Genomic DNA, 11,440 nt, shown 5'->3' with positions numbered 1-11,440 from the left:
CACCCGTTCACTGGCCCTTGGGCCAAATTTCCCGCCTATCAGGCGGCCTTCGTACGGTCCGTGCGCCGCGCCAGAAGCGCTGCGAGAGCCGATTCGAACTTTTCAACGTCAGCTTCGGACGTCTGCCGGCCTATCGAGACCCGCAGCGCACCGAGATTTTCGGCAAAGCCCATCGCCTTCAGCACATGGCTGGGACCGACCTTGCCCGACGAACATGCAGAACCCGCCGAGAGCGCAACGCCCGCGAGATCGAAGGCAATCTGTGCCGTCTCGGCCTTGATGCCCGGAATAGCGAAGAATGTCGTGTTGGCAAGCCGCTCAGTACGCTTTCCGAAGATTTCAGCATCGGGAACAAGCCGCATGACGGTGCCTTCGATGCGATCGCGCAAGGCACGCACCTGGTCCATCTCCGATAGCGCGGCCAGGGCTTCGCGCGCGGCCGCGCCAAATCCCGCGATGGCCGGAAGGTTTTCGGTGCCGCCGCGATGACCCTTTTCCTGTCCGCCGCCTGACACCAGAGGCGCAGGCATCATCAGGTCGGCTTGTGCCACGATGGCACCGCCCCCCTTGGGGCCGCCGATCTTGTGCGAAGACAGAATCAGGTAATCGGCATAAGCATCTGACATATCGAGAGGAATACGCCCCGCAGCCTGGACCGCGTCAGCCACCAGAACGCCCCCTGCAGCCTTCACCAGCCTGGCGATGTCATGGAAAGGCTGGATGACTCCGGTCTCGTTGTTGGCGGAGTGGATCGCCACGAGAGGCAGGCCTTCCGACTTGTCGTGAGCGGCAAGAACCATTTCCAGCAAGGCGAGATCGACAACGCCGTTGCTGTCGACGCCAAGCCGCGTGATGCGATCGGCAGGGAAACGCCCACCGTTCAACACGCAAGGATGATCGGCCTCGGTGACGTAGAGACGCGACATGCGTACAGCACCCCGGCCCAAGCGCCAGTCCGGCGAAAGCAACGTGGTCGCAGCTTCCGTGGCACCTGAGGTGAATACGACATGCTCGGGCTTGGCCCCTGCAAGCGCGGCGACATTGCGCCTGGCATCTTCGATGGCCTTGCGGGCGGCCCTGCCCTCGTTGTGCACGGAAGACGGATTGGCCACGACATCAAGCGCCGCAACCACGGCCTCACGCGCTGCGGGAAGCAGCGGCGCGCTGGCATTGTGGTCAAGATAGGCGCGAGGTCCGTCCATTTCGCTTCAATTTGCCCTGTCAAATCACGTTTGGGTGTAGGGACGCGCAATTTCCTTGAAATTCCAAGGCGAGCCGTCCTATCTACCCGCTTTGCCAAACGAGCGGTTTCGCCGCCCAGTTTTGAACAGTTCTAAACTAGCTTCTATGAAGACGCGCCTCTCGCGTCAAGGCTGGCCACAGGATTGTTTGATCGGCTTTGCGTCAAGTGGAGTATTCTATGCCAGAGGTCATTTTCACCGGTCCGGCGGGTCGCCTGGAAGGTCGCTATCAGCCGTCCAAGGAAAAGAACGCGCCGATCGCCATCATACTGCACCCGCATCCGCAGTTCGGCGGCACGATGAACAACAAGATCGTGTACGACCTCTTTTACATGTTCCAGAAGCGCGACTTTACCACATTGCGCTTCAATTTCCGCGGCATCGGCCGCAGCCAGGGCGAATTCGACCACGGCACCGGCGAGTTGTCGGATGCGGCTGCGGCGCTCGACTGGGTGCAGTCGCTGCATCCCGACTCAAAGAGCTGCTGGGTCGCCGGCTATTCGTTCGGCGCGTGGATCGGCATGCAGCTCTTGATGCGCCGTCCGGAAATCGAGGGCTTCATCTCGGTGGCACCGCAGCCCAACACCTACGACTTCTCGTTCCTGGCGCCCTGCCCTTCGTCGGGCCTGATCATCCATGGCGATGCCGACAAGGTGGCGCCGCCCAAGGACGTGCAAGGGCTGGTCGACAAGCTGCACACGCAAAAGGGCATCACCATCACCCAGAAGACACTGACGGGTGCCAACCACTTCTTCGGCAACGATCCCGAGCTGGTGATCGAAGAATGCGCCGACTATCTCGACCGTCGTCTCGCCGGCGAGCTTTCGGACCCGCGTCCCAAGCGCCTGCGCTAAGAGGAGTTCCGCGCATGTACCAGCCCCCGCTGTTTCGCGAGACGCGGCTGGAGGCTTTGCATGCGCTGATCCGCAACCATCCGCTTGGCCTTCTGATCTGCAACGGATCGGAAGGCCCTGTGGCCAATCCACTTCCATTCCTTCTTGACGCCGACGTCGGGCCGAATGGCAGGCTGCGCGCCCATCTGGCGCGGGCCAACCCGCAATGGCGTCTGCTGGCCGATACGCCCGAGATGCCGGTGCTGGTGGTGTTTCAGGGCGCCGACAGCTACGTCACGCCGTCATGGTACGAGACCAAGCGCGAGACCGGCAAGGTCGTGCCGACCTGGAACTACGCGACCGTGCAGGTGCGCGGCAAGGCGCGAGTGATCGACGACAAGGCCTGGCTCGCGGGCCAGATTGCCGAACTCACCACCACACAAGAAGCCGGCCGGCCTGAGCCATGGCAGGTGACCGACGCACCGGACGCCTATATCGAGGCGCAGATCAAGGGCATTATCGGGCTTGAGATCGACATAGCCAGCATCGATGGCAAGTGGAAGGTCAGCCAGAACAGGCCGGTCGGCGACCGCATCGGCGTCGCCGAAGGCATCGCGGCAGATGAGAAATCCGCCGAGAAAGCCGAAATGGCTCGGCTGGTCCGCCAATATGGCGGCCTGACGGGCGAGTAGCCCTCGCCGCATGACGTCTAAGATCGGCTTACTGCGATGACGTCACGTGCACCCGTAAGCTTTCGTCCGTTCGATCGCACCGACCTTGCCGCATATGCCGGGTGGTTCAAGGATGAGGAAGTGGCGCGGCGCGTCAGCTTCCCCGACCAGGCATGGGTCGACTACGTCATGTCACCCCTTGGCATCGCGCATGCCGTCGTGGCCTTGCACGACCAGACACCAATTGCGGTTCTGCAATATGACGACGAGCCCGACCTTGGCATCAATCTTCTGATTGCCGTTGATCCGGCACGGCGCGGCCAGGGGTTTGGCAAGCTGGTGTTGGCAGCCTTCGCCGAACATATCCGCCACCTCTACGCGCACATCGACGGCCATATCGAAGACGACAATTTCGCCTCCATTGCCTGCGTCGAGCGTTGTGGTTTTACCCGCCATGCCGAAGACGCGGACGAAGGATTCCTGCATTATCGCAGGCTACTTAGCGCTGATATCTGAGAAAAGGAGTCAGCCGCGACCGAGTACGGCAGGCAACTCCGGCTCACGCCATGGCCGGTACATTTGCCATCTGTTTTCTTTCATAGGTCTTGTAGGCCAATACCAATGAGAAGAAGAAAACGGAAACGACAAAGGCACCGACCGGCAATTGCGGCACGAACTCGGCCGGAAAGACAAATGGCAGGAACGGAAACGCATAGGCCGCAGGAATGCGCGCTTCAAAGAGATGCAGCAAGCCATAGATCAGCGCCAGATCGATGACGGCGACGAGAAGCGTATTTTCAACTGCGAGAAACAGCACGGTACCAATCAGGGCCGACAAGGTGAGCACAGCCGTCTGCTTGAGCGCCATCTTGCGCATATACATCGGCATCTGCAGGGATTCGTAGACGACGACGGTAATCGGCGGAATGATCGCCATGTGCGGATAGCCGGCCAGAACGGTGATTGCGATCCAAACGAGATGAATCGCCAGATAGACCAGCATGTACTTGTATTTCACCGGAGCATCGCGCGGAACACCGCGATTGAGCTTGAACAGCATGACGCCAAGCATCAATGCAAAGGTGGTGACGAAGATAGCGATTAGGAAGGAGTAGTGCGTGGCGTTGGTGACGACTGGCAGGAACCCAGTCGCAAGTGCCGGCGCCAGGTTGCTGCCGATAGCCCGCATGGCGATCAGCATCAGGCACAACACCAGCAGGATCTTCACGGTGAAGGACAGATCCGAGAGGTTGACGGCAAAACCGATGATGGCCGTGATGGATGGAACGAAGAAGATCTTTTCGGGCTGCCTGAGCCATCCCTTCTCCCGCCAGGCCCACAGCGCCACTGCCATCGCTGCGATTTCCGGAAGTACGATCTCGGAATCGCCAAAAGTGACCGCCGCAAATACCATCATCAGTATGAAACCGAACGCGGCCGCATAGGCGGCCAGCGGTCTTATGTCGTCAGTCATGGGATTGAGCATGCTTATCACTTCCTGCGCGTGGTGATCTGCCAGGCTCGCGTGATGCAGCCTCCACTCAATGGAAGGTCAAAGGCGCGTTTTGTCGCGGCCCGCATGAAGTCGCGGCCCGCATGGAACTGATTTCATTCCGGTTGAAGAAAGGCTCCAGCCCAGCCGGAGCCTTTCTGGTCATGATCGCGGCGACCTGCGGTCGCCCGCGCGGCCTTATTTGGCCTTCAACAGTTCGCCGACTTCGAGCAGCACGAACTCGTTGTCGTCGGCCTTGTCGATGGCGCGGCCGGCCGAGAACGGCAGGTTATTGTCGTTGCCGACGACGATGTGGCTGTCATCGACCAGATCGACATTTTCGATGGTGACGAAAGGCATGTCGTAGAAGCCCTCGCCGCCGCCCTGGCGTTTCTTGTTGTCGGGATCGGCGATCTTCATCAAGTCGATGTAGCCGACCTTGCGCACGGCCTTGCCGACGTTGTCGTCGTTCATCTCGATCTTGTAGATGCGCTTGAGCTTGGCCGGACGAGCAAAGCAGTCGGGCTTGGGATCGTTGGCATCGGCGCAGGCCTTGTCGGCCGTGCCAGCACCATTGTCGCGCTCGATGACCAGTGCTTCGGTTTCGCTGATCATGTTGAAATCGCCGATGGCCTCGCCACCGTCGGCCAGCGGATAGAGCCAGCTGCGGCCAGTCCACTCCTTCTTGGCGACGTCGAATTCGATGACACGAAGAGCGGTCTTGCCATCGACCTTCTCTACCTCGCCGTCGGCCATGTAGCGTGGGCCCTCGAGCAGTCCGTACAGCTTGGCTTCGTCCTTCGACATTGCCAGGCCCTCATAGCCTCCCGAGCGCTTGAGGTTGAACATCGGGTTCTTGGCCGTCGGGTTTCCAGGCAAGGTCAGCGTCGGATTGTCGGGCGAAAGCACCGGCTCACCATCGACTGTGGTTGCAAAGACGTTGGTCAGCTTGCCGTCGAGATCGAACTTGAGCAGGTAGGGCCCGAACTCCTCGCCAACCCAGAAGCCATCGGCGACCGGCTGGATGGATTCGACGTCGAAATCGGCGCCGGTGAGAAAGCGCGTGTCGGAGCCTTCCAGCACGATGGGGAACGGCGCCTTGCGGTCGGGATCGGTCAGGAAGACCGTCTTCTGGCGCTCGACCGTGCCTTTGTCCCAATCGAAAGAGATGTGATGCAGCATGAGGGCCGCGTCGGTGGAGTTCAGCTTGTTGCCGAAACCGTTGTCTGACAGCGACCAGAAGGTGCCGTCGCCCATCGACTTGATGCCCGAAAATCCCTGTACCGGCTGACCCTCGAACGGCAGCGAAAGGCCCGTGGGGCGAACTCCATCCTTGCCCGGAACTGTGCCGAGGCCTTCTGCGCGCTTGCGGTCGGCGGTGGTGAACTTGCCTGATGTGCTGAGGTGTTCCGGCGCATTTTCCGGCGCGGCGATGATCGTGTTTGCCGGCAGGATCGCGTGTCCCGCAAGCGTTGCCTTGAATTCCGTCTCGTCTGCGAAGGCAGATGCGGTGGACAGCGCGAGAACGGCCGCAGCCAGATAGAGAGAGCGTCGCATGATGGACCCCGATTGGTTGAAGGAACGTCCTCCAGCTAGGTCCACCCCATGTCGGGCGGGTGACGCGACGATGAAACTTTGATGAAGTCCCCGATCAGGGCTAGGTGCGCGAACCGGCAGCCGCTGACGCAATCCTGTCGGAGTTGTTCATTGTGTAGACGCGGGCCAGAAGCCCGTTCATCAGATCCGTATGCTGATAGCGCATGCCGATCTTTTCCAACACCTTCAATGAAGCGCCATTGTCTACGTGGGCAAAGGCAATGAAGTGGTCGCGGACGTTGCGGTCAAGGAAGTGGTCGGCCAAGGCTCTGGCAATCTCCGTGGCATAGCCCTGCCCCCAGAATTCCGGCGCAATCGCATAACCGAGCTCGAACTGGCCGGTGGCGGCAAACAGCGAAAAGCCGGCACGGCCGATGAAGCGTCCGTCTTCCCGACGCAGCAATCTGAATTTGGTGAGACCGTGCTGACGGTACTCCTCGACCCAACCGGCCATGCGCCCGGCTGCTTGCTCGCGCGTCCACGGCCCGCCGTCGCGCGAGAGAAAGCGCGAGGCTTCCACCTGCGAATGAAGCCAAACGAGATCGTCCAGGTCCTCTTCGCGCCAGGTGCGCAGCAACAAACGCTGCGTTTCCAAGACAGTCTCTTCAACCATCTTGCCGCCCACCGCGAACTTTGGCACGGTCGCCAGGCATTCCCCCCCTCATGAAAAGCCGCATCAGGCGCACCATCCTTGTGATTCCTGCGCCTCAGATGCTAAAGCGCTCGCGGCGCCGGTCAAACGCATGATCGGCGCCGTACCAATTGTCCGCCGAGAGAAACAACAATGTCCGCCTTCAAGTCCGACTTCCTGCGCACCCTTTCCGAGCGTGGCTTCATCCACCAGACTTCCGATGACGCCGGCCTCGACGACCTGTTTTGCAAGGAAACCGTGTCGGCCTATATCGGCTTCGATCCGACGGCATCGAGCCTGCATGCCGGCGGCCTGATCCAGATCATGATGCTGTACTGGATGCAGAAGACCGGCCATCGCCCCGTCCCCCTGATGGGCGGCGGCACCGGCATGGTCGGCGACCCGTCCTTCAAGGACGAAGCGCGCAAGCTGATGACGCCGGAAATCATCCAGTCCAACATCGACGGCATCAAGCAGGTGTTTTCCAACTACCTGACCTTCGGCGACGGCCCTCAGGATGCGATGATGGTCAACAACGCCGAGTGGCTGTTGCCGCTGAACTATCTCGAATTCCTGCGCGATGTCGGCCAGCATTTCTCGGTCAACCGCATGCTGAGCTTCGATTCCGTCAAGCAGCGCCTCGACCGCGAGCAGTCGCTGTCGTTCCTCGAATTCAACTACATGATCCTGCAGGCCTATGACTTCGTCGAGCTCAACAAGCGCTACGGCCTGCGCCTGCAGATGGGTGGCTCCGACCAGTGGGGCAACATCGTCAACGGCATCGACCTTGGCCATCGCCTCGGCGCGCCGCAGCTCTACGCGTTGACCTCACCGCTTCTGACCACGTCGTCGGGCGCCAAGATGGGCAAGTCGATGAACGGCGCAGTATGGCTCAACGCGGACATGCTCAGCCCGTATGACTTCTGGCAGTACTGGCGCAACACCGAGGACGCCGACGTCGAGCGTTTTCTCAAGCTCTATACCGCCATGCCGCTCGACGAGATCGCGCGTCTGGCTGCCCTTGGCGGCTCGGAGATCAACGATGCCAAGAAGGTGCTGGCGACCGAAGTAACGGCGATGCTGCACGGCCGCGCCGCCGCGGAGCAGTCCGCCGAGACGGCGCGCAAGACCTTCGAGGAAGGCGCGCTCGCCGAAACGCTGCCATCCGTGGACGTCGCTGGCGACGAACTGAAGGCCGGCATCGGCCTTCTGTCCCTGGTCGTGCGAGCCGGGCTTGCGGCCTCGAACGGCGAAGCGCGCAGGCACGTGCAGGGCGGCGCTGTGCGGGTGAACGACCAGCCGGTCAACGACGAGCGCCGCGCGGTGACCATCGCCGACCTCACACCCGAAGGCGTGGTCAAGCTCTCGCTCGGCAAGAAGAAGCACATACTGGTGCGCCCGGCCTGACCGGGTCGCACGCCACGAAAACAGAAATGGCCGGTATTGCCGGCCATTTTCATATCTGGAGGCAGGCTTCGCCCCTCCGGTCAGCCCTCAGTACTCGAAGATCGTCCGGAAAATGCCAGGCGCGATCGCCGACAACGGGTTGACGTGCAGCTTGGGCGCATTGGCGTCGCCCGACAGCTTGTAGGTGACGCCGATCAGGCCACCGTCGCGGCCATTGCCGAGGATGCCCCCGACCAGCGGCACCTTGCCAAAGATGCGGTTGAGCCCGTAGGCAGGCATGAAAGTGCCCGTCATGCTCATCTGGCCCTGCTGGTCATAGAGCACGCCCTGGAAGGTGGTGCCGATCAGCGGCCCGCTCAAGACGCCGTTTTCCAGCGCCAGATACTTTTCACGCTTGTCGATCTGCGCGAACCCGCGTTCGAACTTGACCCGCGAAGTGTCTATGTCCTTGCGCACCGCCTGGTTGAGGCTGCGGTCGTCGCCGGCGGGCTTGCTGGAGACGATCGAGGCGAGCCGCGGCTCGTCGATCACCACGAAGTCGCGCACATCGACCTGCCCCTTGAGAGGCCCGTTGCCTTTCGATTCCAGTGCAAGGGCCAGACTGCCACCCTGCATGCGGGCATAGACATCGAGGAACCGCAGGATCGCGCCCGCGTCGGCGGAGCGGACATCGAGACGCCGGCCCCCTCCCTGCAGCGCGTTGCTGACGGTGATCAATCCGCCCGAACTCGCCGTGGCGTTGACTTTCAGGCTGCCTACCTTCGATCCGGCGCCTGAATACTCGAGCGTGACATTAGACAGCTTTTCGCCGCTGAAGCCGATAAGGGTTCCGACATTGGCGCTGACCGAGACGGAGGAGCCACCTGTAGATTTGCCGGCCTTGTCGGTATCGGCCATGAACTGCTTGATCAGCGCCCGAGCATCGAGCGCATTGCCATTGACCTGAACCGCAAAACCTTTGCCCGACCGCTTGATCTTGACCGCAACATCGTCGTCGCGGTTCAACTTCACTTCGTCGAAACTGGCTGACGACAGGTTGTTGTCGGCAAACGACAAATCGCCGCTGATGCTGAAGGTCTTACCGCTCAGGTCGAAATCGGACAACGTCGTGTTCGAACCATCGCTGTTCATCAAGAACGAGACCTTGGCAGGGATGCCCGGGCCCTTGCTCCAACCGACCCACGGAATATCCAGCCGGGCGGCGGTCAGGTCGGCCACGATGTTGCGCTTGCCTTCGGCCAATTGTTCGACGTCGACCTTGATCGTGCCCGACAACAAGTCGGACAAGCCCGGCATCATCGCATTGCGTATCTTGTCGTCGAGTACGAGTTGGACGTTGCGCTGCTTGTCGAGGCCTGTGTCGCGCAACGGCTCGACGATATCGAGTTCCGCGGGCACGCCATTGAGCTTGCCATAGGCTGAGATGACAGCCTTGTCGGGGGTGACGGTGATCGTGCCCTTCGCCTCCGACAATTTCTGACCATCGATTGGCTTGTCAACTGCCAGTCCGTCATAGTCGAGCGCCACTGTCCAATCGAGCTTGTCGGTGTCTATGCCCTTGGTGAGCGGAATGTCCGCCTTGACGTTGCCGGTGACATCACCCGTCAACTCCTCCGGCAGGATGCCGACATGGCGCATGGCGTTGATCGGCTCGTAGGAGGCAAGTTCGGCCACCGCGTCCGCGCTTCCGGCGACGTCGATGTCGAGCGCGCCGATGACCGGCAAGACGTTGGCCTTGACCACTTTCAGCGTGCCATTGCTGGCCGCCACCGTGCGCCCGCTCGGCATGAAAACCGTGCCTGCCGAAAGCGAGACATCGACATCGTTGCCATGGAACTCAACGGCGCCCTTGGCGTCGCGGATGGGCGGGATGCGGCCTGCCGTGTCGAAGCGCGAGCCGTCGATCTCGAACCGGCCGAAAACCTCCTGCGACGTAAGCGGCACACCGTTGCCCAGGCGATCCGGTTTGACGTCAAAAGTCACGTTTCCATCGACGACGCGGCCGCCAAACAGGTTCTGCAGCACCCAAAGTCGGGCATTGCGCGCCGAAAACCACGGCCACAGCTGCTTTACATGCGCTACCGACATGTCATGGACATTGAAAGTCACGAAAATGCCAGGCGCCTTGCCCTCGACGAACTGCACCGACGCCTTGCCGAGCGCTTCTCCCCCTGGCCCAGACTTCAACCCGATCTGTTCGGCCGTCAGCGTCTTGGTGACGATGTCGTAGATACCTGCGACGCGCGCGAGGAAGGTAAGCGCCGGCTCGGGCGACTCGCTGGGTGCCAGGCGTGACTCACGGCTCATCAAGTCGAAACGGTAGGCCGGATTGTCGCTTGCCATGCCGGTCGCAGGGCGCGGGCCGACAGCCCCGGTGAAGTCGAAGGTCGAGCGGTCGGTGTTGACCAGGAGCCGGCGCACGTCGAGCTTGTTTGAACCTGCTGCAAGCCTGAGGTCGACATCGACGTCGCCGACAAGCTGGCCGCGCTCCTTGAGATCCAGCGTCGACTTGCCGATCGATCCCTTTGCGATCAGTTCGGAACTGTCGCCGCCGCCACCTTCGCGGCCAGTGATGATGAGGTCGGCCGAGCCGATGCGGCTGGCCTTGGCCGCTGGAATGTTGGTCATGCCGGCAAACGGATCGGTCATCGACACGGTAGCGTCGAGCGCAGAGATGCGGTTGGCACCGACGTCGCGTACGGCGGAGGCCGCAAGTTCGACGTCGCGGCCGTCGACGTCGAAATTGGCTCCAATGCGCAATTTGCCCAGTCGGGTCTTGGACAGCGAGGATTGAACGACACGAACGACCTTGACCTCGCCACCTGACGGCAAAACGAAATCTACGTTGGACAAGGCGATCTCGCGCATGGCGTCGTACTGGACCGCATCGAAGCCGCGATGGATGCCACGAAACGTTTCGTTCACTAGTTTGTCCGGGTCGATCAGGCCATCCGGGCTTCTCAGCACCGCGCTCCAGTCGGAGCCTCCGCTTTCGGGCATGGCCTCGACAACGATCCGCGCGTCGGAAATCTTGGCGTCGCCGAGGCGCACGTCACCGGAAAGCAGCGGCAGCAGCCTGATGCCGAACCTCATCATGCCGGCTTCCGCCATGGCCGTGCCGTCGGCGCGCTTGAGCTTGACGTCGGGCACTTCGACGGCAATCAGCCTGAGGCCGTCGAGCATCAGTCGTGCCTGTCCCATGGAAACGTCGACATCGACGCCGGCGAGGCCTTCGATTGCGTGCTCGGCCTCGGTTCGCAACCTGTCCTGGCCGATACCGGTGTAGCTCAAGGCCTCTATAGCGATGATTACCAGCAGAGCCAGCGAGCCGAGCACGGCGACTGCCGCAAGCACGCAATGGGCCGCGCGCCTGCGCGCGGCCATGTGACGCCGCGGCACTTCCTGGCCGGCAGCCGACGGCATGGCGCCGAGATCACTGATCTCGCAGCGCCTGAACCGGATTTTCTCGTGCCGGGGCACTTCCTGATCCACGCGATGTCCCGTAGTCGTTTCGGTCGTGGACGAATCCAAGTCCGGCATTATCTAACCTGATATCCTTGCGAGCTCAC

The 11,440-nt window shown here is 61.5% G+C and carries 9 protein-coding genes; 4 read left to right on the top strand and 5 right to left on the bottom strand.

Annotated elements, in window-relative coordinates:
* Window positions 1-38: 38 nt before the first annotated feature.
* Window positions 39-1,202: a cysteine desulfurase family protein gene (locus C8K44_RS16700; RefSeq protein ID WP_109576928.1), complete on the bottom strand. Its 1,164-nt coding sequence runs from the start codon at window positions 1,200-1,202 to the stop codon at window positions 39-41.
* Between the two features lie 218 nt (window positions 1,203-1,420).
* Here C8K44_RS16700 and C8K44_RS16695 point away from each other — a divergent pair, with 218 nt between their 5' ends.
* From C8K44_RS16695 to C8K44_RS16685, 3 genes are read left to right on the top strand one after another with little or no spacing between them, the layout of a single operon-like run.
* Window positions 1,421-2,095 carry an alpha/beta hydrolase gene (locus C8K44_RS16695; protein WP_109576927.1) on the top strand — a complete coding sequence of 225 codons (675 nt, stop codon included), beginning with the start codon at window positions 1,421-1,423 and terminating at the stop codon, window positions 2,093-2,095.
* A 14-nt stretch (window positions 2,096-2,109) separates the two neighbouring features.
* A complete protein-coding gene (locus tag C8K44_RS16690) occupies window positions 2,110-2,766 on the top strand; it encodes an FMN-binding negative transcriptional regulator (protein ID WP_109576926.1) in 657 nt (218 codons plus the stop codon).
* Between the two features lie 36 nt (window positions 2,767-2,802).
* Window positions 2,803-3,261, top strand: a complete 459-nt coding sequence (locus tag C8K44_RS16685) for a GNAT family N-acetyltransferase (protein ID WP_109576925.1) — start codon at window positions 2,803-2,805, stop codon at window positions 3,259-3,261.
* A 43-nt stretch (window positions 3,262-3,304) separates the two neighbouring features.
* Here the strand turns inward: C8K44_RS16685 and C8K44_RS16680 are convergent, their stop codons facing one another.
* The 3 genes from C8K44_RS16680 to C8K44_RS16670 form a co-directional block, all read right to left on the bottom strand.
* Complete coding sequence (locus C8K44_RS16680; RefSeq protein WP_199227117.1) at window positions 3,305-4,231, bottom strand: hypothetical protein; 927 nt, start codon at window positions 4,229-4,231, stop codon at window positions 3,305-3,307.
* 204 nt (window positions 4,232-4,435) lie between these two features.
* Window positions 4,436-5,794 carry an esterase-like activity of phytase family protein gene (locus C8K44_RS16675; RefSeq protein ID WP_109576924.1) on the bottom strand — a complete coding sequence of 453 codons (1,359 nt, stop codon included), beginning with the start codon at window positions 5,792-5,794 and terminating at the stop codon, window positions 4,436-4,438.
* 100 nt (window positions 5,795-5,894) lie between these two features.
* Window positions 5,895-6,428: a GNAT family N-acetyltransferase gene (locus tag C8K44_RS16670; RefSeq protein ID WP_245417514.1), complete on the bottom strand. Its 534-nt coding sequence runs from the start codon at window positions 6,426-6,428 to the stop codon at window positions 5,895-5,897.
* Between the two features lie 189 nt (window positions 6,429-6,617).
* On the opposite strand from C8K44_RS16670, the gene tyrS reads away from it, so the two are divergent.
* Complete coding sequence (gene tyrS / locus C8K44_RS16665; RefSeq protein ID WP_109576923.1) at window positions 6,618-7,871, top strand: tyrosine--tRNA ligase; 1,254 nt, start codon at window positions 6,618-6,620, stop codon at window positions 7,869-7,871.
* A gap of 87 nt (window positions 7,872-7,958) precedes the next feature.
* Here the strand turns inward: tyrS and C8K44_RS16660 are convergent, their stop codons facing one another.
* Complete coding sequence (locus tag C8K44_RS16660; RefSeq protein ID WP_109576922.1) at window positions 7,959-11,363, bottom strand: DUF3971 domain-containing protein; 3,405 nt, start codon at window positions 11,361-11,363, stop codon at window positions 7,959-7,961.
* Between the last annotated feature and the right edge of the window lie 77 nt (window positions 11,364-11,440).

Source organism: Aminobacter sp. AP02, from assembly GCF_003148805.1.
Classification (GTDB): domain Bacteria; phylum Pseudomonadota; class Alphaproteobacteria; order Rhizobiales; family Rhizobiaceae; genus Aminobacter.
The sequence above is the reverse complement of the archived record's forward strand: the minus strand, read 5'-3'. Positions and strand labels throughout refer to the sequence as shown.

Bases quoted from the DNA above. Each gene is read 5' to 3' on its own strand.
- C8K44_RS16695 (WP_109576927.1), top strand. From the start codon at position 1,421: ATGCCAGAGGTCATTTTCACCGGTCCGGCGGGTCGCCTGGAAGGTCGC.
- C8K44_RS16685 (WP_109576925.1), top strand. From the start codon at position 2,803: ATGACGTCACGTGCACCCGTAAGCTTTCGTCCGTTCGATCGCACCGAC.
- tyrS (WP_109576923.1), top strand. From the start codon at position 6,618: ATGTCCGCCTTCAAGTCCGACTTCCTGCGCACCCTTTCCGAGCGTGGC.
- C8K44_RS16690 (WP_109576926.1), top strand. From the start codon at position 2,110: ATGTACCAGCCCCCGCTGTTTCGCGAGACGCGGCTGGAGGCTTTGCAT.
- C8K44_RS16675 (WP_109576924.1), bottom strand. From the start codon at position 5,794: ATGCGACGCTCTCTCTATCTGGCTGCGGCCGTTCTCGCGCTGTCCACC.
- C8K44_RS16680 (WP_199227117.1), bottom strand. From the start codon at position 4,231: ATGCTCAATCCCATGACTGACGACATAAGACCGCTGGCCGCCTATGCG.
- C8K44_RS16700 (WP_109576928.1), bottom strand. From the start codon at position 1,202: ATGGACGGACCTCGCGCCTATCTTGACCACAATGCCAGCGCGCCGCTG.